The following is a 23,733-nucleotide window of genomic DNA, read 5'->3' as shown; positions in this document are numbered from 1 at the left end:
TTACCCACTTGCCCGGCGATCCACCGTTGGCCGTGGTCCCCTAGACACCGTGAGTCAAATCCACTTCGGACACATCTTCCACGTCTCGGGCAGCCCCGCGATCACCGACGCGCCCGGTGCCCTGAAGTCGATCCCCGACGGTGCGCTGGTACTCGACGGCCGCGGCCGGATCGCATTCTGCGGCAGCCGAACCGATATCCCGTCCGAGTACGCGGCGTCGGTGGTGCACGATCACCGGCACGGGTACCTGCTGCCCGGCTTCGTGGACACCCACATCCACTTCCCGCAGACCTACGCCGGAGACTCCTACGGCGGCGGGCAGCTACTGGAATGGCTCACCCAGTGCATCTTCCCGTCGGAGTCGCGGTTCGCCGATCCCGACTTCGCCACCCGGGCCGCCGTCGAGTTCTGCGATCGGCGGATCGCCGCGGGTACGACGGCGGCCATGGTGTTCGGCTCGGCGTTCCCGCAGGCACAGGACGCGCTGTTCGCCGAGACGCGACGGCGCGGGCTGCGGATCGTCAGTGGTCGCGGTATCCAGACCGTCGGCCCGGAATCGGCGGGCCCACTGCTGACGTCGGAGGCCGACGCCATCCGGCTCACCCGGGAGGAGATCGACACGTGGCATGCCGCCGACACCGGTGATGTGGACACGGCCATGCTGCATGTCGCCGTGGTGCCGCGGTTCTCCCTGTCGGTCACCACCGAGACCTTGAAAAACCTTGGCGACCTCTATGATTCGGTCCGCGACAGGGGTGTGTATGTGCACACTCACCTCAACGAGAACAACCGCCCGGGTACCGGGGAGATCGACGTGACGAAGTCGACCTACCAGGTGAATTCGTATCTGGACACCTATGACGGCAAGTTCCTGCCGGGGTCCGCGGTGGGCGGAACGAGCCTGTTGGGCCGGCGGACCATCTTGGCGCACAGCGTGCACTGCACCGACGAGGAACTGGCCCGGATGGCCGAGACCGGCACGTCCATCTCGCACTGCCCGGTATCGCAGCTGTTCCTCGGGTCGGGCACCATGCCCTGGCGACGTACCGTGGCGGCAGGGGTGAACCTGTCGGCCGGAACGGATTTCGGCGGCGGCGACGAATGGCTGATCCCCCGCGTGCTGGGCGATGCATTCAAGGTGCACATCTCGGAGGACGGCATCGCAGGAACGTCACTGCACCCGGCCGAGATGCTGTTCCTGGGCACCCTCGGCGGGGCCAGGGCACTGGACATGGAAAGCCGGTTCGGCAATTTCGATATCGGCAAGGAGGCCGACTTCGTGGTCGTCGACCCGGCCCGGACCCCGACGCTGGATGCGACGCTGACCTACGGGGTGCGCTCGGCGGATCCCGATTTGGCTTGCGAACAAACACTTTTCGCGTTGCTGATGGGTCTTCGAGAATCGTCGATCGCGCAGGTTTACGTGCAGGGCCGGAAGTTGAATCCGGCGTAGGGGGGATGTCATGAGTGCCATCGCTGTCACCATCTTCCACCGTCCCGTCGACCGGCCGGCCTTCGATACCTGGGCCGGTGAGCTGCTCGCCGCGGCGCGCACCGCACCCGGATTCGTCGATGCGGTGGTGTCGGTGTACGACGACCCGCGCCTGGAACCGGCGATCTCGGCGACCTTCGCCGGCGAGGGCCAGTTGCATGCCTGGCTGGACGGTGTGCAGCGCGCGGAGCTGCTGCGCGCCGGGCGGTTGCGCGGCGTGCACCAGGCCTCCTCCGATCTGGTGGTGGTGGAAGGACAGCTCACCCCGCCGGGCATCGCGGTGTTCCGGCACCGCGTGTCCGCGGGCCGCGAGACCGACTTCATCACGGCGCAGAGCGATCTGACGGAGGCGAGCTCACGGTTCTCCGGCTATGAGGGCACCGTGGTGTTCCCGGCCGGCGCGGGGGAGCAGTGGATGACGCTGATCCGGTTCCGCACCGAGAGGCTGCTGTCGGGCTGGCTCAAATCACCACAGCGCCTGGACGCGCTGCCGTCGTTGCGGTCGGCGCTGGACGACGACTTCTCCACCTTCTCGCACACCACCCCGTTGGGTACCACGGTCCGGTTCGAGAACGGTGAGACCGAGATGACGCCGAGCTGGAAGACGGCGATGCTCGTGCTGATGGTGCTCTACCCGACGGTGATGCTGCTGGCCCGGTTCGTGGGCCCGGTGCTGGACCGGATCGGTGCGGAGCCCTGGCTGGCGATGTGGCTCAGCCAGGTGGCCAGTGTGTCCCTGCTGCAGTGGGTGCTGATGCCGTTCGCGGTCGCGCGGATGCGGCGCTGGCTGGACCCCGTGGAAGGGCGGAGCGGGACGGTCACCGTGCGCGGAACCGCGGTGATATTCGCTGTCTACGCCGTCACGTTGGTGGTGTTCGCGAGTATCACCTGGTTGCAGTTCTGGGACTACCCGCACTGACGTGGTGGGTCCGTTTTCGGCCGATCACGCGTGGTCGTTCGATAAACTCCGGCGCACCGGTTTTCGTGCCCTGTCCACAAAACCCGGGGTCGCCGTCCCCAGATTCGTCTTGTAGGGTCCGACCCGGGGCGTCGACTTGGGGCGATGGGGGGTTTGCGTTGTTGGCTTTCATTACGTCGCTGCGTCATCCGGACACCGCGCGGGACTACGCGCAGAACGAGCGTCTTCTCAAGGACACCTTGGACTCCATTGCGCTGCAGACGTCGGATGACTATGCCGTCATCGTCGTCAGCAATGTGTCGTTGTCTTTTCCGCTGCCCGACCGCGTCACGTCGGTCGTCGTGGATTTTCCCCCGCCGGTCGCGCCCGGCGCGCCGACGTCGTACCTCGACGTCGTGTGGGACAAGGGCACCAAACTCGGGATCGGGCTGATCGCCGCCCGTGACCTCACGCCCGATTACGTGATGATCATCGACGCCGATGATTTCGTTCATCGCGATCTCGTGGCGTTCACCTCCGCGCATGCCGGCGCGCCCGGGTGGTACATCTCGCGCGGCTGGCGCTATTCCCGCGCGCGCAACGTATACCGCAGTCTGCGCGCGTTCCATCTCCAATGCGGCTCGTCCTACATCCTGCCCTTCGCCGCGTATGGCGTGCCGGCCGATGCGTCGGTCGCCTTCAGTCAAGCGCAGGTTCTCGATGCCTTCGGTGACCGGCTGGCGACGATCATCGGGTCCCATATGCGGGTGGTGCAGTGGGCGAGGCGACATGGCTATCCCCTTGCCCCACTGCCGTTCCGGGGCGCGGTGCACCACGTGGACACCGGCGAGAATCACTCCGGCGGCACGCTGAGCGGGTGGGCCAGAACGCTGTCGCCGACGATGCAACAGACCTACGGCATACCCTTGCGGCCTCCCACCGGGTCTCCGGTGCCCGAGGCGAACAGGCTCAGGTTGGTCATCGACACCCCACCGGCGCTCGCCACGGGTGCCTACAAGTATCTGCAGCGCACGCTGTTCTCGATGGTGACCGACGACAGACCGAGGTTCGATCTGAGGTCGCACCTCGCGCACCTCGAGCGCTGATCCACCGGACTACCCGGACCGATCCGGCAGTGTCGCCGCCGCTGCACGTAGCCGCCGGTGCATACCGCCGTAGGGGCTCACGGCCGGCAACAGACCTGTCGGGATCTTGGTGACCGCGCTGTAGTTGACATCGACGACGTTGGCCAGCGGTGACAGGCACAGCTGGCTGCACAGCTGATACGCGTCGATCTCGCCGATGCCGTGCAGGTCCGCCAGCCAGCGCACCATCTCCACCTGACTGCACCGCCAAGCGTCCTCGAGCGGTCGCGCCGAACCCACGGTCAGCAGGGCGTCGTCGTGTTCGAAACGCGGCCAGGCGGGCGCGCCGCCCTTGATCAGCTCGACGATGAGCGTCACGTGCATGGCACCCTCGAGCGCGGTTCCGCAGGTCTCGCCCTCGCCCTGGCGGTAGTGCCCGTCACCAACCGAGAACAGCGCACCCTCGACATTGACGCCGAGGTAGACGGTGGTCCCGGCACGCAGCTCGGGGGTGTCCATGTTCCCGCCGAAATAGTCGGGCACCAGCGTGGTGCGCACCTCGCGCAGCGCGGGCGCCACACCCACCGTGCCGAGCATCGGGGCCAGCGGCAGGTCGACGGTGAAATCGCTCTCGTGTGCGACGAACGTGGCGGTGCCCCGAGCCGCGTCCACCTGGTAGATCCAGGTCAGTTCGGGCAGCGGCGCCTGCAGCGTGGCGGTCCGGTCGGTACCGGTGAGCGCGCCGAACAACGGGATCGTGGTGGACGCCGCCCAATCCCTGGCCGGTTCGATCGACACGAAGTGCAGCGCGAGCGTGTCACCCGGTTCGGCCCCGGTCACATAGAAGGGGCCGGTCTGCGGATTGAGTTCCTTGGGATTGAGCACCTGGCTGGGTTTGTCCTCGCGTGAGGTGACCCGGCCCGCGAAGGCATCCTCGGTCCACAGCCGCAGCACCGTGCCCGGTGCCACCTCCAGCGCTGGTTCGGCACCGCCGAATGTCCACACGTACTGGTCTCGGGTCGGCGTGAACTCAACGATCTGCATATGCAACCTTTCTGTCGGACGTGCGATGCAGCAGCATCGAGAAAGCGGTGCCGAGCACCACCCACATGAGTGCCGCCGCGGTGAGCGAGTCGGCGCGGAAGTCGGCGAGCAGCGGCGCGGGGAAACCCGGGAACACCACCGCCCCGGAGGTGTCGACCAGCGGCGTCGGGACCTCGTCGAACCGCGGCAGTGCCGCGGTGATCAGGCAGACCGCCAGCACATAACCCCACCCGGCCAGCATGACCGAGGACCAGCGCCCGATCCGCGGTATCAGCCTGGCCGCGACGACGGTCGCCACCGCGGCCAGCAGCACCGACGCCACCAGGGCTGCCAGATAGCCGGCCGTGCGCGCGCCCGCGGAGTCCTCGTGACCGACGCCGGGGGGATTGGCGGGGAAGACCATGAACGGGACGAGTGTGACGGCGACGAAACCGGCGGCGGCCAGCGTCGTCGACACCCAGCGCGGATCGGCGGCGATCCGGCGCCGGGCCAGGAAGGCGGTCAGCATCCAGAAGGCGACCGCGAACAGCGCGCCGACGATCAGTCCGTACGCCACGATGCCCGTGCCCGCTCCGACGTTCTCCTGGACCACCCTGGTGAACACCTCGTGCTCGTGTGCGTGCTCACCGGTCAGTGTCTGTTCGGCGTGCGAACGCGCCTCCTCGAATCCGACGGCCTGCTCGACCAGTGGAGCGATCTGCCACCTCGTGTAAGCGAAGGTGACAAGACCTGCGATGAGTCCGGAAGCCAGCCCGCAGCCGACGATCTTGTTCATGTCCGTGCGCTCAGTGGCAGGGGAAGCCCAGGACGTGCCGGGCGTCGTGGAGGAATTCGTGGACGTGGGTGTCGGCGCCGAACACCGAGACCGCACCCTGGTCGAACCCGACGAAGTAGAACGCGATCAGTGCGAGCGCCGTCGTGGCGGTCAGCCAGAGCGCCGTTGCGGCCGTGGTGGCATCGGGTAGGGCGATGGCGGGTGCCTGCTCGATTGCGGACCGTGGTGTGTCTGAGGACATCTGAAGTACTCCTGGTTCTGTGTAATTACTTCCAAAACGCAAATATTGCGTATGAACTAGTTACGCCTATGTGGTGCCGCCGGTCAACCGGTGCAACACGACATCAACGGAGGGAAATCTCCAGGTAACGAGAAGCGGGCTCTTGTAAATGCTCTGTTACGCATCGGGTTTACGGTTTGCTTACCTGCGGAGATGGCGAGCATAGTTCCAGATGGAAGTATTAAGAACGAGAACTAATGATGGGAGATGTGCCGATATGCACGGTCCACATGACCTCGGTGGTCGCGAGGGCCTCGGCCCCGTCGATCCGGAGTTCCTCAAACCCGGCATCCCGGACTGGCGTTACCCGTTCGAGGGCCGGATGCATGCCATCACCGCGATGGCGATCGCCAAGGGTGCGTTCAACCTCGACGAGCAACGGCACGGTATCGAGCTCATGAAATGGAGCGACTACCTGGATTCGACGTACTACGCGCACTGGCTGTTCTCCGTGGAGAAGCTGCTCAACGACAAGGGCTACATCTCCCACGAGGAGGTCGACGACCGGATGCGTGAGCTCGGCGCACCGTCGATGACGCCGCACCCGCAGAAGCCGGACACGTTGTCGCCATTCGCCGAACAGATGATCGACGTGTTGTGGAAGGGTACGCCGCACGATGTACCCGCGGAGGCGCCGCCGGCCTACGAGGTGGGCGCCGAGGTGATGGTCCGCAACCTGCGCGAGGCCACGCACAACCGGTTGCCGGGCTACCTGCCCAAGGCCAAGGGGGTCGTCGTCAAGCAGTACGGCGCGTTCCACGACCCCGCGGCGAGTGCGCACCGGCAGGTCGACGAGGCCAACCAGCTCTACATGGTGCGTTTCACCTCCACGGAGTTGTGGGGTGCCGAAGCCGCCGAGGAATTCGATCTGTACGCCGACCTGTTCGAGACCTACCTCGAGCCGGCCTGAACCAAGGAGAACACTGAAATGGATTGGCTTTCACTGTCCGACGTCGAGGCGCGGGTCAACGCGCTGGAATCGTTGATGGTCGAGAAGGGCTTGGCCGAGCATGAGGCCGTCGACGCCGTGGTGGCGTCGTTCGAGAACGATATGGGCCCGGTCAACGGGGCCAGGGTGGTGGCCCGGGCCTGGACCGACCCGGCGTACCGGCAATGGCTGCTCGACGATGCCACCGCGGCGATCGCGGATATGGGCTTCACCGGCTTGCAGACCGAACACATGGTGGCGGTGGAGAACACCGCGGAGCGACACAATGTCGTCGTGTGCACGCTGTGCTCGTGCTATCCGTGGACCCTGCTGGGCATCCCGCCGGCGTGGTTCAAGTATCCGCAGTACCGGGCCCGGGTGGTGAAAGAGCCGCGCAGCGTGCTCGCCGAATTCGGGGTGACCCTGCCGGACGGGGTGGCGATCGACGTATGGGACAGCAGTGCCGAGATCCGGTACCTGGTGATCCCGCAACGCCCCGCTGGCACCGAAGATCTGACCGTCGACGAACTGATCCCGCTGATCAGCCGGGACTCGATGGTGGGGACAGCGCTCGTGACGGCTGCGGGAGCCGCGTGATGAGCGCGCCGGTGATCGACCTGGCCGGGTTCGACGACCCCGAGGGTGTCGCGGCACTGCCGCGGTCCAACGGCGAGCTGGTGTTCGATGCGCCTTGGCAGGGGCGGCTTTTCGGGCTGGTGGTGCATCTCTGCAGGGCGGGTGCGTTCGAATGGGATGAGTTCAAGGCCCACCTGATCGCGGCCATCGACGATTCGGGAATCGATGAAACATGCGATCCCGCAGTGTATTACCGGCAGTTCGGGGAGGCCTTCTGTCGTCTCGCCGCGGAGAAGGACTTCTTCGACGCGCAGGCATTCGAGCAGCGGACGGTGCTGGAGGCGCAGCGGCTGTCGCACGATGACCATGATCACGACCATGATCACGGCCATGACCACCACCACGGCCACTGAACGGGAGACAGCGTGACCATGTCGAAAGCCACGGCGCTGTCGATCAGCGTCGGCGTGTTCGGGATGCTGTCGACGTTGATGACGGCGACGGTGTGGAACCTGCCCGTGTGGGTGCTGTTCCTGGCCTGGGCGTCCTTCTTCTTCGTCGGATCCGGCCCGTCCGGGCTGGTCAAGTCGGTGGCCTGTAACTGGACCGGCATCGTGATCGCCACGGTGACGCTGCTGGCGGTCAGCGGGACGACGGGTGCGGTGTGGCTGTCCATCGCGGTCGGCGTCGGAAGCTTTGCCATGGTGCAGGTTTCGCGCCTGCGCTGGGTATCGGCGACACCGGCCATCGTGTTCGGATTCGCCATGACGGTCGGCACCATCGCGGCGACCGGCAACGGGATCACGTCGGTCGGCCTGTCCCATCCGGCGTTGGTCGCCGGGGTGACGGCACTGGTCGGCGCCTGTTTCGGGGTGGCCTCCGAGTACGGGGCCGCGGTGATCGAGCGGATGGCCGGCGCACGCAATAGTGAAGCGCCGCAGCCCGTCTAGGGCTGCGGCACAGCACCGGTTGAGATACCCTCTATCTGCAATAGTTCATGATGAAATCAATTGCCACCGAAGCCCCCGGGAGCGTCGTGCCGATCTCCACCAGCATCGAAAGTGTTGCGGAAGTGTTCTTTCGAGCCGAACGCAGCTGGACCGATGCGTTGTTGCGCGGTCTGCTGGATGCGGACGTGAGCAGTATCGAAGGCTGGCGGGTGCTGGGCGCGTTGCGCAGCGGCGATGGTTTCACGATGAGCGATATGGCGACCACGATGGCGATCCCACCGCCCACGCTGACGCGGATCGTGGACAAGCTCGTCGACGGCGGGTTCGTCCTGCGCCGGGTCGATGCGACCGATCGGCGCCGGGTGCTCATCTACCTCTCGGCCAGAGGGAAGACCAAGGTGCGGCGGCTGACCAAACAGGAGTCCGTCGTCAAGGGTGCGCTCGTCGAGGAGCTCGGCGAGGACGCCGCCATGCACTTTCTGCAGACGCTGGCCCGCGTCGGCGATCTGTCGCTCTAGGACCGCCGAACGCGAGCACGGCGCGACTTTTCCGGATACGAACAGTTGCGCAATGCGCAGGTAACCGGGATCCGTCACGATAGCCAGACACGCCAGGACAACGGGTGGACGGAGACACAACGGTGAAGCTGAGCCGATCCGATGCCCCCACGGTCAACGTCGCCCTGGTGATTCCGCGCAGCGGGTCGGCCGGTATCTACGGGCCCTCCTGCCAGGCGTGCGCCGAACTGGCCATCAGCGATCTCAACGACACCAGCGGACTGTTCGGCCGCCAGGTCCGCCTGGTGCCCGTCGACGGCAGTCGCGCCCCGGCCGCCGTCGCCGCCGATATCGCCCGGATGATCGACCACGGCGCGATCGACGCGGTCACCGGCTGGCACATCTCTCCGGTGCGCAAGGCGATCGCCAGGGTCACCGCCGGGCGGGTGCCCTATGTGTACGGCCCCCTGTACGAGGGCGGTGAACGCACCCCCGGCCTGTTCCTGACGGGGGAGACCCCGTCGCGGCAGCTGCTGCCCGCGATGGACTGGATGAAGGCCGAGTACGGCATCGACCGCTGGATCGTGATCGGCAACGACTACATCTGGCCGCGACAGACCGGAGCGGCGGCGGCCTCGCACGCCAGGGGCAACGGTGTGCCGTTGGTCGCGGAGATCTACGTCCCGCTGGGCACCCAGGATTTCTCGGCGGCGATCCGCGATGTCGAACTCACCTCGGCCACCGGTGTGTTGTTACTGCTGGTGGGCGGTGACGGCGTCGCATTCAATCGACAGTTCGCCGCGACCGGACTCGACGGCACGGTGCCCAGGCTCAGCCCGCATGTCGAGGAGAACATGCTGATGGCCAGCGGTAGCGACAGCAACCACGGATTATTCGCCGCCGCAGGCTATTTCGAGGCCCTCAACACCACCGCGTCGATGGACTTCGCGGCGCACTACTACCGCCGGTACGGGCCGGCCGCGCCCGCGCTGAACAGTATCGGCGAGTCCTGCTATGAGGCGCTGACACTGTTCGTCGCGCTGGCGTCGCGGGCCGGATCGCTCGATATCGCGGCCATGACCGCAGCCGCGGCGAACCTGACCTACATCAGCCCGCGCGGCGAGGTCACCATGTGCGGGAACCAGATGTCACAAGACGTCTACGTGGCGGAGGCGATCGATCTGGAGTTCGAGGTGCGGGCCCGCATTTCGGCGGCGTGAGCGACGCTCAGAACTCGCACCACTTCCATGCGTCGTCCTCACGGAGGAACGCGATGTCATCGGGATCGTCGCCGTCGTTCTCGATGACGGCCTCGGCTGTGTCGCCGGTGATCGCCAGTTCGGTGATGGCAAGGTCCAGCCGGCCGGACCCGCTGCGCGCCTCCTGCAACGCGTCCTCGTCGAACTCGCTCTGACCGCGCATCTCCGTGCACATGAGGTCGCGCAGTTCGTCGAACCGGCGGTCGTTCCAGGCCTGCGCGAAGCGCTCGACCAGGTCGGTGATCTGGTCCTCGTCGGATTGGGGCAGCGCGGTGACACCTGGGGGCGCCATCGCCGTACCCGAAGTCTCCCGGGTGCAGCCGGTCAGCGCGATGGCCGAGCCGATCAGCGCGGGAACGAGAAGGCCGGCCAGCCGCATATCAGGTCCCTTCGAATCGGTTGTGGCCCAGCGTGTCGACAAAGCTCGGTCCCTGCCGGGTGAGCTGGCTCCGGTAGGCGTCCGCCCAGGCGCTGAACGGATGGTGTGCCAGGTACTCGTTGCGGAACCGGTCGTCCTCGGACACCTCGGTGGCGCAGAACTCGGGGATCGCCAGGTCGACCACGGGCCCGCCGCGTTCGACTTCGGCCAGCACCAGCGGGGCGTTGGCGCCTAGGAACCGGTCGAGTACCCAGCCGTCCTCGCCCAGCCAGACCGAGTAGCGGATCTTGGCGACCACATGATCGGCCCGGCGCACGATCTGTCCCGCGACCATCGGATCGAGTTCGCGCTCGGCCTCGTAGCGGGTGCCGCCGGCCGCGGGGCCCTTGGCGGTCATGGTGCCGATCGACTCGTCGCCCAGCGCCTCCACCAGTTCGCCGGGAGTGCGGTGCGGATCTGTGGGGGCCGGACCCTGGACCCGGATGCGCACCGCGTACCCGTCGGCGGCGAACACATAGGCCTGCACGATCAGGGCGGGGCTCGGATCCGAGGCGGCGAGGGCGGGCAGTTCATGGACGACGAACTTCCGCTCGAACTCGAAATCACCGTAGCCGGACATATCCCGACGCTAGCCCGGTACCTGGCCGAATGCGTGATGACGGATGCCGCGATTCGGGGCGTGGCGGATTCGGTATCCGGAATCAGCGGACAAATCCGACAAAATTCTCTAGAGTTGAGCGGAACAGACTCAACATTGACGGCGTTGTTCAAGGCGACAAGCATTTTCGGCAGCCCCTTGAAGGCTGCTCAACTCAAGAAGGAGAGGTGTCGTGGACTCGTTCAATCCGACCACGAAGACCCAGGCGGCACTGACCTCGGCGCTGCAGGCGGCCACCGCCGCAGGCAACCCGCAGATCACCCCCGCTCATCTGTTGATGGCGCTGCTGACCCAGAACGACGGTATCGCTGCGCCGCTGCTCGAAGCGGTCGGAGTCGAACCCGCAACCATCCGCGCCGAGGCCGAGCGTCTCATCGGCCGGCTGCCCAGCGCCAGCGGTTCCAGCTCGCAGCCGCAGCTCTCGCCGGAGGCGATCTCGGCGATCACCACCGCGCAGCACCTCGCGACCGAGATGGACGACGAATACGTCTCCACCGAGCACCTGCTCGTCGGCCTGGCCACCGGCCAGTCCGAGGTCGCCAAGGTGCTCACCAACCACGGCGCGTCCCCGCAGGCCTTGCGTGAGGCGTTCGTGAAGGTGCGCGGCAGTGCCCGCGTCACCAGTGCCGACCCCGAGGGCACGTATCAGGCGCTGGAGAAGTACTCCACCGACCTGACCGCGGCCGCCCGCGAGGGCAAGCTCGACCCGGTCATCGGGCGCGACAACGAGATTCGCCGGGTCGTGCAGGTGCTGAGCCGGCGCACCAAGAACAACCCGGTGCTCATCGGCGAACCCGGTGTCGGCAAGACCGCCATCGTGGAGGGCCTGGCCCAGCGCATCATCGCCGGCGACGTGCCGGAAAGTCTGCGCGACAAGACCGTCGTCTCGCTGGATCTGGGATCGATGGTGGCCGGCGCCAAGTACCGCGGTGAATTCGAGGAACGACTCAAGGCCGTCCTCGACGACATCAAGAACTCGGCCGGCCAGGTCATCACGTTCATCGACGAGCTGCACACCATCGTCGGCGCCGGTGCCACCGGTGAGTCCGCGATGGACGCCGGCAACATGATCAAGCCCATGCTGGCCCGTGGCGAGCTGCGGCTGGTCGGCGCGACCACGCTCGACGAGTACCGCAAGTACATCGAGAAGGATGCCGCCCTGGAGCGCCGGTTCCAACAGGTGCTCGTCGGCGAACCGTCGGTGGAGGACACCGTCGGCATCCTGCGCGGGCTCAAGGATCGCTACGAGGTGCATCACGGCGTCCGCATCACCGACTCGGCGCTGGTCGCCGCGGCGACGCTGTCGGACCGCTACATCACCTCCCGCTTCCTGCCGGACAAGGCCATCGACCTGGTCGATGAGTCCGCGTCGCGGCTGCGGATGGAGATCGACTCCCGCCCCGTCGAGGTCGACGAGGTGGAGCGCATCGTCCGGCGTCTTGAGATCGAGGAGATGGCGCTGGCCAAGGAGACGGACGACGCGTCCGTGGACCGGTTGGCGAAGTTGCGCGCCGAGCTGGCCGATAAGAAGGAACAGCTCGCCGAGCTGACGACCCGCTGGCAGAACGAGAAGGGCGCCATCGACATCGTCCGCGACTTCACCGAGCAGCTGGACCGGCTGCGTGGCGAGGCCGACCGAGCCGAGCGCGACGGCGACCTCGCCAAGGCCTCCGAGCTGCGCTACGGCCGGATCCCCGAGCTCGAGAAGAAGCTCGAGGCGGCGCGGCCCGTGGCCGAGGCTCGCGAGAATGTGATGCTCAAGGAGGAGGTCGGACCCGATGACATCGCCGATGTGGTGTCGGCGTGGACCGGGATCCCGGCGGGGCGGATGCTCGAAGGTGAGACCGCCAAGCTGCTGCGGATGGAAACCGAGCTGGGCAAGCGGGTCGTCGGCCAGACGAAGGCCGTGCAGGCGGTGTCTGATGCGGTGCGCCGGACTCGCGCCGGGGTCGCCGATCCCAACCGGCCGACCGGCTCGTTCATGTTCCTCGGGCCGACGGGCGTCGGCAAGACCGAGCTCGCCAAGGCGTTGGCCGAGTTCCTGTTCGACGACGAGCGGGCGATGATCCGCATCGACATGAGTGAGTACGGCGAGAAGCACTCCGTCGCACGGCTCGTCGGTGCACCTCCCGGATACATCGGCTACGACCAGGGCGGTCAGCTGACCGAAGCGGTCCGTCGCCGGCCGTACTCGGTGGTGCTGTTCGACGAGGTCGAAAAGGCTCATCCGGACGTGTTCGACGTGCTGCTCGCCGTGCTCGACGAGGGCCGGCTGACCGACGGCCAGGGCCGCACGGTCGACTTCCGCAACACGATCCTGATCCTGACGAGCAACCTCGGCGCCGGCGGCACCGAGGATCAGGTGATGGCGGCCGTGCGCTCGGCGTTCAAGCCCGAGTTCATCAACCGGCTCGACGATGTGATCGTCTTCGACAGCCTGCGGCCGGACGAGTTGGTGTCGATCGTCGACATCCAGCTGGCTCAGCTGCAGAAGCGGCTCACGCAGCGCAGGCTCACCCTCGAGGTGTCGCTGCCCGCCAAGCAGTGGCTGGCCGAGCGCGGGTTCGACCCGCTCTACGGCGCCCGTCCGCTGCGCAGGCTGATCCAGCAGGCCATCGGTGACCAGCTGGCCAAGCTGCTGCTGGCCGGCGATGTGCACGACGGCGACGTGGTGCCGGTCAACCTGAGTGCCGACGGCGACGGGCTCATCCTGGGCTGAATCCCGCTGAACCCCGCTGAATCCCCCGGTGGCCACTTGTTGCACGGTTTCGTTCCCCACCTGTGCAACAAGTGGCCATTGGGTTCTGTGTTTGTGCAAGTAACCGGGTTGTGACCTTAACGAGTTCGAGACAAACGGGTCCCAGCAAGTAGGCTAGGCCCCAATGGTCCCTCTCTGGTTCACACTCTCCGCCCTCTGTTTCACAGGGGCGGCAGTGTTGTTGTATGTCGATATCGACCGTCGGCGCGGGTTGGGCCGGCGGCGTAAGTCGTGGGCGAAGTCGCATGGCTTCGACTACGAGCACGAATCCAGCGAAATCCTGGATCGCTGGAAGCGCGGCGTGATGTCCACCGTCGGCGAGCACGTCACCGCCCGCAACGTGGTGCTCGGTCAGATTCGGGGCGAGGCCGTGTTCATCTTCGATCTCGACGATGTCGCCACGGTGATCGCCCTGCACCGCAAGATCGGCACGAACGTCGTCGTCGATCTGCGGCTCAAGGACATCAAGGAACCCCGCGAGAGCGATATCTGGCTGCTCGGCGCGATCGGCCCGCGGATGGTGTACTCCACCAACCTCGACGCCGCCCGCCGCGCCTGCGACCGTCGGATGGTCACGTTTGCCCACACCGCACCCGACTGTGCCGAGATCATGTGGAACGAGCAGAACTGGACGCTGGTGGCCATGCCGATCAGCAGCAGCCGCGCCCAGTGGGACGAAGGCCTGCGCACGGTGCGGCAGTTCAACGATCTGCTGCGCGTCCTGCCGCCCGTTCCGCAGCCCGGCCGCAACGGCGTCGGCGTGCACGCCGGTCAGCCCGCCCTCGCTCGCCGCAGCGGTTCGCCGAGCCGTCCGTTGCTGCCCAGGCCGGCCGAACTGCCCGCCGGGCGTGGTGACCAGCCGCCCAGCCGTGCGGACGTGAGTCGCTACGTCGACCAGCGCACCCCGGTGCGCAATGGCCGGCAATCGCCGCACTACCAGCGGTGACCCGACCTGCCAAACCCGTAGCGCTGATCACCGGGCCCACCTCGGGTATCGGTGCGGGCTTCGCCCGCCGCTACGCCGCCGACGGCTACGACCTGGTCCTGGTGGCCCGTGACGCCATCCGGCTGGAACAGCTGGCCGACGAACTGCGTGATCATGCCGGTGTCGGCGTCGAGGTGCTGCCTGCCGATCTGGCGATCGAGGCCGACCGCCGCAGGGTGTGCGACCGGCTGGCCGCCGGGGTGCAGGTACTGGTCAACAACGCCGGCTTCGGCACCTCGGGTGAGTTCTGGAAAGCGGACTACGCCACGCTGCAGTCCCAGCTCGACGTCAATGTCACCGCCGTCATGGCGCTGACCCACGCCGCTCTGCCGCCCATGCTGGCCGCAGGGCAGGGCACCGTCATCAACGTCGCCAGCGTGGCCGGGCTGATGCCGGGCCGCGGCTCGACCTATTCGGCATCCAAGGCCTGGGTCATCGCGTTTTCCGAGGGACTGGCCAACGGGCTGAGTGGCACGGGTGTGAGTGTGCACGCGCTGTGCCCGGGCTTCGTGCACACCGAGTTCCACGACCGTGCCGGCATCGAGATGTCGGGCACGCCGTCATGGTTCTGGCTGGAAGTGCCCGACGTGGTGCGCGACTGCTTGACCGCGGTGGCCAAAGGCGAGGTGGTGATCATCCCCGGCGTGCAGTACAAGGCGCTGACCACGGTGAGCCGGTTGATACCTCGGAGCCTGGTGCGCGGCGTGACCAAACGCGTGGGTAAGGGTCGCGGGCGGACCTGAATGCGGATGAGGACCGTGTTGGCGGCAGCGCTGGTGCTGATGCTCGCGGCGTGTTCTGACGGTGACACCTCGGGTGGGCCGTACGGCGCGCAGCAGGCGCGCATCGGTGAGTCGCTGACCGTTGCGGGCTGGAACGTGTCGGTGGCCAATCTGCGTTTCGACACCGACCGGGTGCTCGTCGATATCGACGCCGCGCCGGCCCAGTCCGGGGGAGCGCACGTCAAACCCGAGAGCCTGCGCCTCGGCCTGTACGGTGCGCTGGCCCATCCGATCGAGTCGAACGCGATCGGCGGTTGCGCCGACGCGGCCAACCTCGGTCTGCAGCCCGCCGCCGTGCAAGCCGGGGGAGGGGGCCCCGAACATCTCAGTGGCACAGTCTGTCTGGGACCGCTGCGGGACCAGAGTCAGGTTCGCGGGGTGTACCTGTACTCACCCGAGGAGCGCATCCCGAAGACCACGGTGGCCTGGCCCGCGGCCTTCCCCGTCGGGCTGATGCCCACCGGGGACAGCGAAGCGGGTCTGGTGCTGCAGTCCACCAGCGTGGACGCGTTCCGTGCCGACGGCGCCCAGCTCGCGCCGTCCGCGCTCGGCGATCCGACGGCCTTCTCCGGCAACGGTTACATGCTGATCGGGCTGTCCATCGACGGCACGGCGCAGCGATACCGCGACGACTCGGCCAAACGCGGCGGCCCACTCATGGTGCTCACCGGTCCGACCCTGCCGGGAAACGGCCTGTCCCATGCCTGCTCGGCGTACGGGGCGTCGCTGCTCGTCCTGCCCGAGGCTTCCCTGGACGCGGTGGCCATCCGCGCCTCGATGTGCACGCAGGGCGAGATCAACGCCGCACTGCTCTATCCCACGGTCTCGGTGGTGGGTACTCACGCGGCGCTGTGGACCACGGCGTGAGCCTGGGCCCCGGCCCTACCGAGTGGGGCGAGACGCCCGGCGTAGGCCCCTGGGCGGGATCGCTGCCGGATGATCCGCGCTATGACCCGGAGTTGTTGCGCGACGGCGATACCCGCAATGTCGTCGACGCCTACCGGTACTGGACCCGTGAGGCGATCATCGCGGACATCGACCAACGCCGACACGCGCTGCACATCGCGATCGAGAACTTCGGCAGCGATGCCAACATCGGCACCGTCGTGCGCACCGCCAACGCCTTCGCCGTGCACACCGTGCACATCGTGGGCCGGCGCCGCTGGAACCGGCGCGGGGCCATGGTCACCGACCGCTACCAGCGGCTGCAGCACCACGACAGCACCGCCGAACTGCTGGACTTCGCCCGCGGGGCGGGACTGAGCGTCGTCGCCGTGGACAATGTGCCGGGCTCGGTCCCACTGGAAACCACCGTCCTGCCCCGCGATTGCCTGCTGGTGTTCGGACAGGAGGGACCGGGGATCACCCCGGAGATCAGCGCCGGCGCCGAACTGACCGTGTCGATCGCCCAATTCGGCTCGACCCGCAGCATCAACGCCGGGGTGGCCGCCGGCATCGCCATGCACGCATGGATCCGCACCCATGCCGACGTAACAGGCGCATGGTAGGCCCTCGTAAGCCCTGAGTAGGGCAGTATCGACGCATGGATCAGGTGTGGGCCAACCGTGCAGCCAGTTCCGAAGCCGCCATCGCCAAACGGCACCTGAAAAAACTGTGGGGTCTGCCGGGCACCCAGCTCGGTGTCGTGGCCTGGCCCGCGGCCCGCAAGCAGAAATCCTTCGGGACCTGGCACTACTGGTGGCAGGCCCACCTGCTGGACTGCCTTGTCGACGCCCAGCTGCGCGATCCCGACCCGGTCCGGATCGCGAAGATCACCCGGCAGATCCGCGGACATCACCTGCGCAACCTCAGGTGGACCAACGATTACTACGACGACATGGCATGGCTGGCGCTGGCCCTCGAACGGGCCGGACGGCTGGCCGGGGTCCACCGGGAAGGCGCGCTCAAGACACTGTCCGAACAGTTCCTCAACGCCTGGGTCCCCGAGGACGGCGGCGGCATCCCATGGCGCAAACAGGACCAGTTCTTCAACGCGCCGGCCAACGGCCCGGCCGGCATCTTCCTGGCTCGTTACGAGGACCGGCAACGCCGCGCGCAGCAGATGGCGGACTGGATCGACGAAACCCTCATCGACCCGGAGACCCATCTGGTGTTCGACGGCATCAAGGCCGGCTCGTTGGTGCGGGCCCAGTACACCTACTGCCAGGGCGTGGTGCTGGGCCTGGAAACCGAACTCGCCGCCCGCACCCAGGACCCGGAACACGCGCCCCGGGTGCACCGGCTGGTGGCCGCGGTGCGGGAACACATGACCACCGACGGCGTCATCCAGGGCGCCGGCGGCGGCGACGGCGGGCTGTTCAACGCGATCCTGGCGCGGTATCTGGCATTCGTGGTCACCGACCTTCCCGGGGACACCGCGCAGGACGACGCGGCGCGGGCGACGGCGCGGGAGGTGGTGCTCACCTCCGCGCAGTCGGCGTGGGACTACCGCCAGACCGTCGACGGGCTGCCGTTGTTCGGTGCGTTCTGGGACCGCGCGGCCGAACTGCCCACCGCGGGCGGTGCCGAGGCGCAGTTCGTCGAGGGGGCGGTGAACGCGTCCGCGATCCCCGAACGCGATCTGTCCGTGCAGTTGTCGGGCTGGATGTTGATGGAGGCGGCGCACACCCTCACCGTCGAGGCACCGGCACCGGCACCGGAATGAACGCGGGCGTCAGCCGGGCGAGCGGCAGCGCGCACAACGCCGCCCAGGCTCAGACGCTGTCGGTGGAGTTCTTGGCGGCTTTGCGGCGCTTGTACCACTCCCAGATCATCGGAGCCAGGGACGCGACGGCGATCAGGATGAAGATCGGCTCCAGCAGTTTCTGGATGACCTCGAACTGGCCCAGCCCGTAGCCGAGCAGCGTCAGGCCGACACCCCAGAGCACCGCGCCGATGATGTTGTAGAGCGTGAACACCGCGTACCGCATCTTGGCCGCACCGGCGGTGATCGGCGCGAGGGTCCGCACGATCGGGATGAACCGGGCCAGCACGATGGCGAACGGGCCGCGCTGCTCGAAGAAGGCGTGAGCCTCATCGAGGTATTTCTGCTTGAGCACCTTGGCATCCGGTTTGAACATCGCGGTGCCCAGGTAGCGGCCGACGAAATAGCCGACCTGGCCGCCGAGGATCGCCGCGATCGGGATGAACACCAGCAGCTGCCACAGCTGGAAGTTGGTGTCCACCTGCGCGCTCTGGGCGGCGGTGCCGGCGGCCAGCATGCCCGCCACGAACAGCAGCGTGTCCCCGGGAAGGATGGGGAACAGCACCCCGGATTCGATGAAGACGACGACCAGGATGCCCACCAGGGCCCAGGTGCCGAACTGCTCGATCAGCTTCAGCGGGTCGAGGAAATCCGGCATCAGGGCCAGATGGGTGGTGGTCATGAGGCCCCAAGATACCGGGGAAATGGTCAAGGGCAGGCGACGGCGAGCTGGTAGGTGGTCGGGACGACGCGCGCCGGATTCGTCGAATCGGTGCCGGCGCCGCTCCCGGTGACCGTGAGGGTGTCGCCGTGTCGGAAGGCCTGCGGTGCGTCCTCGGAGACATCGGCGGCGTAGCCGATCGAGATCCCGCCGGCATCCCCGATGGTCACCGACCGTACCGACGGCATGTCGTCATCGGTGATCACCACCGTCACCCCGAACGAGGTCTGGCCGATGGTGTAGCGGGCGAATCCGTCGGCGGCGGAGCAGACCACCGGGCCGATGGGCCCGACATCGCGGCCGTTGACGATCAGCTGCGCCTGCCCCGCGGGCAGGGTGGTGGCCAGCACCGGCGGGGGCGGAGCGGCGGGCGGCGGCGGGGTAGTCGACGTCGGTGCGGGTGCCGGCTGCGGGGCGCATCCAGCCGCCAGCAGCACGGCACCCGAGGTGAGGAAAGCGAGTGCCGGACGGGTGCGCACCCGGGCAACGCTAACCGAGACGGTCACTTCGGTCAGGGCTCGCCCGAGAACGAAGGGCCCCAGTGCCGGCCCACCAGCTTCTTGTCATACTGACCGGGTCAGCCGGACAGCCGAGAGGAAGATCGAAATGCCCATCGCCACGCCCGAGGTCTATGCCGAGATGCTGGGCCGTGCCAAGGAGCACTCCTTCGCTTTCCCGGCCATCAACTGTGTCGGCTCGGAGAGTATCAACGCCGCAATCAAGGGCTTCGCCGACGCCGGCAGCGATGGCATCATCCAGTTCTCCACGGGCGGAGCGGAATTCGGTTCCGGTCTCGGTGTGAAGGACATGGTCACCGGTGCGGTTGCGCTGGCCGAGTTCGCCCATGTCATCGCCGCCAAGTACGACATCACCGTCGCGCTGCACACCGATCACTGCCCCAAGGACAAGCTCGACACCTACGTGCGTCCGCTGCTGGCGATCTCCGCCGAACGGGTGGCCAAGGGTCAGGACCCGCTGTTCCAGTCGCATATGTGGGACGGGTCGGCGGTGCCGATCGACGAGAACCTGCAGATCGGCCAGGAGCTGCTGAAGCTGGCCGCTGCGGCCAAGATCATCCTCGAGGTCGAGATCGGCGTTGTCGGTGGTGAAGAGGACGGTGTCGAGGCCGAGATCAACGACAAGCTCTACACCACGGCCGCCGACTTCGAGAAGACGATCGAGGCGCTCGGCGCAGGCGAGCACGGTAAGTACCTGCTGGCCGCGACGTTCGGCAACGTGCACGGCGTGTACAAGCCGGGCAACGTCAAGCTCAAGCCCGAGGTGCTCAAGGAAGGCCAGGAGGTGGCCGCGGCCAAGCTCGGCCTGCCCGCCGGCAGCAAGCCCTTCGACTTCGTCTTCCACGGCGGTTCGGGCTCGCTGAAGTCCGAGATCGAGGATTCGCTGAAGTACGGCGTGGTCAAGATGAACGTCGACACCGATACCCAGTACGCGTTCACCCGGCCGATCGTCGGGCACATGTTCACCAACTACGACGGTGTGCTCAAGGTCGACGGTGAAGTCGGCAACAAGAAGGTCTACGACCCGCGCAGCTACCTGAAGAAGGCTGAAGCGTCGATGACCGAGCGTGTCATCGAGGCGTGCAACGACCTGCACAGCGCCGGCCGGAGTGTCTCCGCGGGCTGAGCCGCTTGTGATTTCGGCGTGATTCGTTGCGGTGCACGCAGCGAATCACGCCGAAGTCGTCTCTAGGAGTTCTGGCAGATCTTCCACTGGTCGTCGCGGAGCTGCAGATCGAAACTGCGGGTGGAGCGGGTCTGCGGGGCGTAGGCCATGAACGTCGTGACATTGGCCTCGGCGTGGTCGTCGTGCACGATCACCTGGTCGATGCTGGCCACCACCGGATACTGCTTGGCGGCGGCCACTCTGGCATGCGTCTCGGCCCAGGCCTTGTCGTTGTACTGCGCGTAGCTGTCGCGGGTCGCGCCGCAGGTGATGCTGCGCAGTGTCGCCAGATCACCCTTCTGGATTGCCCCGTCGAAACTGCCGATCGTGGTGCGGACCAGCTCCTCCTGTGACACCGCGGCCGTGCTCTTGCGGGTCAGCAGCACGGTGCCCAGCACCGCCAGGGCCACCAGTGCCGCGATGACCAGCACCACCGCGATGACCCAGCCCCAGCTGCGCCGCGTCCGGACCGGCCTGGCGGCCTCGCCTCGCGGTGGGATGACTTGCGGTGCAACGTTCTTGGTGACAGCACTGTTCTGCGCCGCCATGAGTTCGGTGGTGTCCTCGGCGGAGAAGATCTCGGTCGGGGGTTCGGGCACCGCATCGATGATCTGCGTGGAGCCGTCGAATCCCGACGGCGCGGTGAAACGACGCTCTTGCCCGTCGCCGTCCGGTGTCTCTTCTCCTGTTCGGCTGGCGGATTCCTGCTCTTCGTCCGGCCCTGTTGGGTTCGACATTCCTGCTGCGGTCCTCCCTTGCCGACGCTACTGCGCAAGCCTAGCGATTGCCTGTAAATGTCGGCACGGCACAATGGCCTTATGACACGCATGGGTGATCTGCTTGGGCCGGACCCGGTGTTCTTGCCGGGTGATGTCGAGGCGGAGGAGGAGCTGGACGCGGGGGAGAACCCGGCGATCGTCGCAGCCGCGCATCCCAGCGCGTCGGTGGCCTGGGCCGCGCTGGCCGAGGAAGCGCTGGCCGACGACAAGGCGATCACCGCCTACGCCTACGCCCGCACCGGTTACCACCGCGGCCTGGACCAGTTGCGCCGCAACGGTTGGAAGGGTTTCGGGCCGGTGCCCTACAGCCACGAGCCCAATCGCGGCTTCCTGCGCTGCGTGGCGGCGCTGGCGAAAGCCGCCGACGCCATCGGCGAGACACCCGAGTACGCGCGCTGCCTCGATCTGCTCGACGACTGCGACCCGGCCGCACGTTCGCAGCTGGGTCTCGGCTAGTTCCCAGGAACCGCTGCCAGGCTCAGTGAATGGGCAGGCTGCGGACATCGGTGATCGCCGTTCTCGGCGTCGCTGCGGTGGTGGGTGCCGGTGCGGGGGGCGTCGTCGCCGAGGCCCTGCACCGCCCGGGTGCCGACAGCCCGGTCGCCAAGGTCGCCGAATGGGCGCGGGACCACGGCTTGGGCGATGAGGTCACCTGGCTGGAGCGCTGGCAGTATCGGCTGGACCAGCCGGCGGTCGGTGGTGCGCCCCCGGGTGGCATCCCGACCCCGGAGGGTGTGGTGCAGGCCGCCACCTCGGCGACCTTGCCCCCGGCGCCGTTGCCACCGCTGGCCGGCGGCAACCCGCTACCCGGTGAGGGGATGTGGCGCACCGTCGTCGCCGTCGGTGGACGGCCCGCGGTGCAGGTGGCCGCGCTGCGTCCGGACGCCTCGCACACCTCGTTCGTGGCCGGGGTGATGCGCATGGATCCGGCTCTGGTGCGCGGCCAGTTGCGGCCGGGCACCATCGATCCGGGCGGTTCATGGCAGGCGTCGGCGGCATTGACCGCAGCGGAGCGTGCGGGCACGGCGGTCGCGTTCAATGCCGGTTTCCGGCTGAACGACCACAGCTACGGCGGCTACTACAGCGAGGGCCGCACCGTCGTACCGCTGATCGACGGTGATGCCAGCCTGGTGCTGCACACCGACGGCACCGCCGATGTCGGCGCGTGGAACCGCGAGGTGCGGATGGGGCCGACGGTCGCCAGCGTCCGGCAGAACCTGGTGCCCTTGGTGGACGACGGACAGGTCAACCCGTCCTGTGCCACCGGAGGGCCGCGGGAGTGGGGCAAGACGGTCGGGCAGGCGGCCTACATCCATCGCTCCGGATTCGGGATCACCGGCACGGGTGCCGAGGTGTACGTCGCGGGTCCGGCACTGTCGGTGTGCACCCTGGGGCACCTGTTGACCGATGCGGGTGTGGTGCGCGGGATGGAACTCGACATCAACCCGGACTGGGTCAGCGGGGCGTACTTCCAGAGACAGCCCGACGGTTCCCTGTCGGGGCACAAGTTGTTCCCGGCCGAGAAGGTGGACGCCGGGCACTACCTGCAGCCGTCCAGCCGCGACTGGTTCGCCTGGTTCGTCCGCTAGCCGGGCCCGATCAGCAGTGGCTCGACTGCTCACAGTCGCCGGCGCCCTCGGGCGGTTCGACCTGCACGGTCGCGTGCTCCAGCCCACGGGCGGCCAGCACCGCGCGGGTGTCTTCCAGCACCTGGGCCGAGTTGCCGCGGCAGGTGACGTGCGCGGTGGCCATGTCCTTGCCCGGCACCAGCGTCCACACGTGCAGATCGTGCACCCCGGTGACCCCGTCGACGGCGGCCAGCGCGGTGCGCAGTTCGTCGACGTCGATGTGGTGCGGTGACGATTCGGACAGGATCCGCAGCGCGGCCCGGGCCAGCGCGAAGGCGCGGGGCAGCACCCACAGCGCGACCAGGACGGCGACCACCACATCGGCGTAGGGCCAGGCGGTGGTGACGGTGACGATGCCGGCGATCAGCACGCCGATGCTGCCGACGGTGTCGGCGACGACCTCCATGTAGGCGCCCTTGACCGCCAGGCTCGCCTCGGACTGCGACCGCAGCAACAGCACGACCACGGCGTTGGCGAGCAGGCCCACCAGCGCGACGACGATCATCGGCATGCCGGGCACCTCGGGTGCGTCGCCGAGCCGCTCGAACGCCTCGTACAGGATGAATCCGGCGACTCCGAGCAACAGGACGGCGTTGGCGACGGCGGTGAAGACCTCGGCGCGATGCCAGCCGTAGGTGCGCGCGGCGGAGGTCGAGCCGCGCCGGGCCAACAGCACCGCCGTCAGGCCCATGAACATGGCGACCAGGTCGGTGAGCATGTGGCCGGCGTCGGCGAGCAGGGCGATCGAGTTGATCGTCAGCGCGGTGACGAGCTCCACGACGAAGAACACCGACAGGATGGCCGCGCCGAGGATCATCCGGCTGACGCGGGTCTCGCTGCCGTGGCTGTGGTCATGTCCTGCACCCATGCCC

The 23,733-nt window shown here is 67.5% G+C and carries 27 protein-coding genes; 18 read left to right on the top strand and 9 right to left on the bottom strand.

From position 1 onward, the window contains the following. Positions 1 to 49 precede the first annotated feature (49 nt). The 3 genes from QN239_RS29155 to QN239_RS29145 all read left to right on the top strand — a co-directional run bounded on the left by QN239_RS29155 (position 50) and on the right by QN239_RS29145 (position 3,496). Entirely contained in the window at positions 50 to 1,453 is a 1,404-nt protein-coding gene (locus QN239_RS29155; RefSeq protein WP_499015712.1) for an amidohydrolase family protein, read from the top strand. A 10-nt stretch (positions 1,454 to 1,463) separates the two neighbouring features. Next, on the top strand, positions 1,464 to 2,411 hold the full coding sequence (locus QN239_RS29150; RefSeq protein ID WP_499015710.1) for a putative antibiotic biosynthesis monooxygenase: 948 nt from the start codon (positions 1,464 to 1,466) through the stop codon (positions 2,409 to 2,411). A gap of 161 nt (positions 2,412 to 2,572) precedes the next feature. Continuing rightward, entirely contained in the window at positions 2,573 to 3,496 is a 924-nt protein-coding gene (locus QN239_RS29145) for a glycosyltransferase family A protein (RefSeq protein ID WP_499015706.1), read from the top strand. A 9-nt stretch (positions 3,497 to 3,505) separates the two neighbouring features. On the opposite strand, the gene QN239_RS29140 is transcribed toward QN239_RS29145, so the two are convergent. Genes QN239_RS29140 through QN239_RS29130 form a run of 3 tightly spaced genes read right to left on the bottom strand, consistent with a single transcriptional unit; the run spans position 3,506 to position 5,535 of the window. Then, positions 3,506 to 4,519 (bottom strand): acetamidase/formamidase family protein, encoded by a 1,014-nt coding sequence (locus tag QN239_RS29140; protein WP_090358690.1) that lies wholly within the window; start codon positions 4,517 to 4,519, stop codon positions 3,506 to 3,508. Then, positions 4,506 to 5,294, bottom strand: coding sequence for a CbtA family protein (locus QN239_RS29135; RefSeq protein ID WP_499015701.1), 789 nt, complete (start codon positions 5,292 to 5,294; stop codon positions 4,506 to 4,508). Before QN239_RS29135 ends, QN239_RS29140 begins: the two co-directional genes overlap by 14 nt. 10 nt (positions 5,295 to 5,304) lie before the next feature. After that, positions 5,305 to 5,535: a CbtB domain-containing protein gene (locus QN239_RS29130; protein WP_499015698.1), complete on the bottom strand. Its 231-nt coding sequence runs from the start codon at positions 5,533 to 5,535 to the stop codon at positions 5,305 to 5,307. Between the two features lie 256 nt (positions 5,536 to 5,791). Here QN239_RS29130 and nthB point away from each other — a divergent pair, with 256 nt between their 5' ends. The 6 genes from nthB to QN239_RS29100 all read left to right on the top strand — a co-directional run bounded on the left by nthB (position 5,792) and on the right by QN239_RS29100 (position 9,745). Continuing rightward, complete coding sequence (gene nthB, locus QN239_RS29125; RefSeq protein WP_090358696.1) at positions 5,792 to 6,484, top strand: nitrile hydratase subunit beta; 693 nt, start codon at positions 5,792 to 5,794, stop codon at positions 6,482 to 6,484. Between the two features lie 18 nt (positions 6,485 to 6,502). Next, on the top strand, positions 6,503 to 7,099 hold the full coding sequence (gene nthA, locus QN239_RS29120) for a nitrile hydratase subunit alpha (protein ID WP_090358698.1): 597 nt from the start codon (positions 6,503 to 6,505) through the stop codon (positions 7,097 to 7,099). Beyond that, positions 7,099 to 7,491 carry a nitrile hydratase accessory protein gene (locus QN239_RS29115; RefSeq protein ID WP_090358700.1) on the top strand — a complete coding sequence of 131 codons (393 nt, stop codon included), beginning with the start codon at positions 7,099 to 7,101 and terminating at the stop codon, positions 7,489 to 7,491. Before nthA ends, QN239_RS29115 begins: the two co-directional genes overlap by 1 nt. 18 nt (positions 7,492 to 7,509) lie before the next feature. After that, complete coding sequence (locus QN239_RS29110) at positions 7,510 to 8,028, top strand: DUF1097 domain-containing protein (protein ID WP_499017007.1); 519 nt, start codon at positions 7,510 to 7,512, stop codon at positions 8,026 to 8,028. A 50-nt stretch (positions 8,029 to 8,078) separates the two neighbouring features. Next, positions 8,079 to 8,546: a MarR family winged helix-turn-helix transcriptional regulator gene (locus QN239_RS29105; protein WP_499015694.1), complete on the top strand. Its 468-nt coding sequence runs from the start codon at positions 8,079 to 8,081 to the stop codon at positions 8,544 to 8,546. 104 nt (positions 8,547 to 8,650) lie between these two features. After that, positions 8,651 to 9,745: a substrate-binding domain-containing protein gene (locus QN239_RS29100; protein WP_499015691.1), complete on the top strand. Its 1,095-nt coding sequence runs from the start codon at positions 8,651 to 8,653 to the stop codon at positions 9,743 to 9,745. 7 nt (positions 9,746 to 9,752) lie between these two features. On the opposite strand, the gene QN239_RS29095 is transcribed toward QN239_RS29100, so the two are convergent. Both QN239_RS29095 and QN239_RS29090 read right to left on the bottom strand, forming a co-directional pair. Then, a complete protein-coding gene (locus QN239_RS29095) occupies positions 9,753 to 10,163 on the bottom strand; it encodes an Rv0361 family membrane protein (protein ID WP_499015687.1) in 411 nt (136 codons plus the stop codon). Between the two features lies 1 nt (position 10,164). Then, positions 10,165 to 10,782, bottom strand: coding sequence for a CYTH domain-containing protein (locus QN239_RS29090; protein ID WP_499015685.1), 618 nt, complete (start codon positions 10,780 to 10,782; stop codon positions 10,165 to 10,167). Between the two features lie 211 nt (positions 10,783 to 10,993). Here QN239_RS29090 and clpB point away from each other — a divergent pair, with 211 nt between their 5' ends. From clpB to QN239_RS29060, 6 genes are all read left to right on the top strand, one after another. After that, positions 10,994 to 13,540, top strand: a complete 2,547-nt coding sequence (gene clpB / locus QN239_RS29085) for an ATP-dependent chaperone ClpB (protein ID WP_499015681.1) — start codon at positions 10,994 to 10,996, stop codon at positions 13,538 to 13,540. Between the two features lie 163 nt (positions 13,541 to 13,703). Next, entirely contained in the window at positions 13,704 to 14,525 is an 822-nt protein-coding gene (ttfA, locus tag QN239_RS29080; protein ID WP_090358712.1) for a trehalose monomycolate transport factor TtfA, read from the top strand. Further along, positions 14,522 to 15,307, top strand: coding sequence for an SDR family NAD(P)-dependent oxidoreductase (locus QN239_RS29075; RefSeq protein ID WP_499015678.1), 786 nt, complete (start codon positions 14,522 to 14,524; stop codon positions 15,305 to 15,307). The genes ttfA and QN239_RS29075 overlap by 4 nt, the downstream gene beginning before the upstream one ends. A gap of 6 nt (positions 15,308 to 15,313) precedes the next feature. Beyond that, positions 15,314 to 16,213: a hypothetical protein gene (locus QN239_RS29070; RefSeq protein ID WP_499015677.1), complete on the top strand. Its 900-nt coding sequence runs from the start codon at positions 15,314 to 15,316 to the stop codon at positions 16,211 to 16,213. Continuing rightward, a complete protein-coding gene (locus tag QN239_RS29065) occupies positions 16,210 to 16,854 on the top strand; it encodes a TrmH family RNA methyltransferase (protein WP_090359011.1) in 645 nt (214 codons plus the stop codon). The genes QN239_RS29070 and QN239_RS29065 overlap by 4 nt, the downstream gene beginning before the upstream one ends. A gap of 35 nt (positions 16,855 to 16,889) precedes the next feature. Continuing rightward, entirely contained in the window at positions 16,890 to 18,011 is a 1,122-nt protein-coding gene (locus tag QN239_RS29060) for a glycoside hydrolase family 76 protein (RefSeq protein WP_499015674.1), read from the top strand. 49 nt (positions 18,012 to 18,060) lie between these two features. Here the strand turns inward: QN239_RS29060 and QN239_RS29055 are convergent, their stop codons facing one another. Both QN239_RS29055 and QN239_RS29050 read right to left on the bottom strand, forming a co-directional pair. Beyond that, a complete protein-coding gene (locus tag QN239_RS29055) occupies positions 18,061 to 18,732 on the bottom strand; it encodes a DedA family protein (protein WP_090358733.1) in 672 nt (223 codons plus the stop codon). A gap of 26 nt (positions 18,733 to 18,758) precedes the next feature. Beyond that, complete coding sequence (locus QN239_RS29050; RefSeq protein WP_499015670.1) at positions 18,759 to 19,250, bottom strand: lipoprotein LpqH; 492 nt, start codon at positions 19,248 to 19,250, stop codon at positions 18,759 to 18,761. A 127-nt stretch (positions 19,251 to 19,377) separates the two neighbouring features. Between QN239_RS29050 and fbaA the strand changes: the two genes are divergently transcribed. Further along, positions 19,378 to 20,415, top strand: a complete 1,038-nt coding sequence (gene fbaA / locus QN239_RS29045; protein WP_499015667.1) for a class II fructose-bisphosphate aldolase — start codon at positions 19,378 to 19,380, stop codon at positions 20,413 to 20,415. A 62-nt stretch (positions 20,416 to 20,477) separates the two neighbouring features. Here the strand turns inward: fbaA and QN239_RS29040 are convergent, their stop codons facing one another. Next, entirely contained in the window at positions 20,478 to 21,191 is a 714-nt protein-coding gene (locus QN239_RS29040) for an Rv0361 family membrane protein (protein ID WP_499015662.1), read from the bottom strand. Positions 21,192 to 21,272: 81 nt separating this feature from the next. Between QN239_RS29040 and QN239_RS29035 the strand changes: the two genes are divergently transcribed. Together QN239_RS29035 and QN239_RS29030 are read left to right on the top strand one after the other, a co-directional pair. Beyond that, positions 21,273 to 21,689, top strand: coding sequence for a DUF3151 domain-containing protein (locus tag QN239_RS29035; protein ID WP_167156314.1), 417 nt, complete (start codon positions 21,273 to 21,275; stop codon positions 21,687 to 21,689). A gap of 29 nt (positions 21,690 to 21,718) precedes the next feature. Further along, entirely contained in the window at positions 21,719 to 22,822 is a 1,104-nt protein-coding gene (locus tag QN239_RS29030) for a hypothetical protein (protein WP_499015656.1), read from the top strand. Positions 22,823 to 22,832: 10 nt separating this feature from the next. On the opposite strand, the gene QN239_RS29025 is transcribed toward QN239_RS29030, so the two are convergent. After that, the gene (locus tag QN239_RS29025; protein WP_499015653.1) at positions 22,833 to 23,729 is read right to left on the bottom strand and encodes a cation diffusion facilitator family transporter; all 897 of its coding nucleotides are present in this window, start codon (positions 23,727 to 23,729) and stop codon (positions 22,833 to 22,835) included. Positions 23,730 to 23,733: the final 4 nt, after the last annotated feature.

Origin of the sequence: Mycolicibacterium sp. Y3 (assembly GCF_051188035.1) — a bacterium.
Classification (GTDB): Bacteria; Actinomycetota; Actinomycetes; order Mycobacteriales; family Mycobacteriaceae; genus Mycobacterium; species Mycobacterium fluoranthenivorans.
Note: the sequence above shows the minus strand (reverse complement) of the source record. Positions and strands in the feature narration are given on the sequence as shown.

Coding starts and splice junctions, on each gene's coding strand:
- QN239_RS29150 (WP_499015710.1), top strand. CDS start 1,464: ATGAGTGCCATCGCTGTCACCATCTTCCACCGTCCCGTCGACCGGCCG.
- QN239_RS29140 (WP_090358690.1), bottom strand. CDS start 4,519: ATGCAGATCGTTGAGTTCACGCCGACCCGAGACCAGTACGTGTGGACA.
- QN239_RS29135 (WP_499015701.1), bottom strand. CDS start 5,294: ATGAACAAGATCGTCGGCTGCGGGCTGGCTTCCGGACTCATCGCAGGT.
- QN239_RS29130 (WP_499015698.1), bottom strand. CDS start 5,535: ATGTCCTCAGACACACCACGGTCCGCAATCGAGCAGGCACCCGCCATC.
- nthB (WP_090358696.1), top strand. CDS start 5,792: ATGCACGGTCCACATGACCTCGGTGGTCGCGAGGGCCTCGGCCCCGTC.
- nthA (WP_090358698.1), top strand. CDS start 6,503: ATGGATTGGCTTTCACTGTCCGACGTCGAGGCGCGGGTCAACGCGCTG.
- QN239_RS29115 (WP_090358700.1), top strand. CDS start 7,099: ATGAGCGCGCCGGTGATCGACCTGGCCGGGTTCGACGACCCCGAGGGT.
- QN239_RS29110 (WP_499017007.1), top strand. CDS start 7,510: ATGTCGAAAGCCACGGCGCTGTCGATCAGCGTCGGCGTGTTCGGGATG.
- QN239_RS29105 (WP_499015694.1), top strand. CDS start 8,079: ATGAAATCAATTGCCACCGAAGCCCCCGGGAGCGTCGTGCCGATCTCC.
- QN239_RS29095 (WP_499015687.1), bottom strand. CDS start 10,163: ATGCGGCTGGCCGGCCTTCTCGTTCCCGCGCTGATCGGCTCGGCCATC.
- QN239_RS29090 (WP_499015685.1), bottom strand. CDS start 10,782: ATGTCCGGCTACGGTGATTTCGAGTTCGAGCGGAAGTTCGTCGTCCAT.
- ttfA (WP_090358712.1), top strand. CDS start 13,704: ATGGTCCCTCTCTGGTTCACACTCTCCGCCCTCTGTTTCACAGGGGCG.
- QN239_RS29070 (WP_499015677.1), top strand. CDS start 15,314: ATGAGGACCGTGTTGGCGGCAGCGCTGGTGCTGATGCTCGCGGCGTGT.
- QN239_RS29060 (WP_499015674.1), top strand. CDS start 16,890: ATGGATCAGGTGTGGGCCAACCGTGCAGCCAGTTCCGAAGCCGCCATC.
- QN239_RS29055 (WP_090358733.1), bottom strand. CDS start 18,732: ATGACCACCACCCATCTGGCCCTGATGCCGGATTTCCTCGACCCGCTG.
- fbaA (WP_499015667.1), top strand. CDS start 19,378: ATGCCCATCGCCACGCCCGAGGTCTATGCCGAGATGCTGGGCCGTGCC.
- QN239_RS29040 (WP_499015662.1), bottom strand. CDS start 21,191: ATGTCGAACCCAACAGGGCCGGACGAAGAGCAGGAATCCGCCAGCCGA.
- QN239_RS29035 (WP_167156314.1), top strand. CDS start 21,273: ATGACACGCATGGGTGATCTGCTTGGGCCGGACCCGGTGTTCTTGCCG.
- QN239_RS29030 (WP_499015656.1), top strand. CDS start 21,719: ATGGGCAGGCTGCGGACATCGGTGATCGCCGTTCTCGGCGTCGCTGCG.
- QN239_RS29025 (WP_499015653.1), bottom strand. CDS start 23,729: ATGGGTGCAGGACATGACCACAGCCACGGCAGCGAGACCCGCGTCAGC.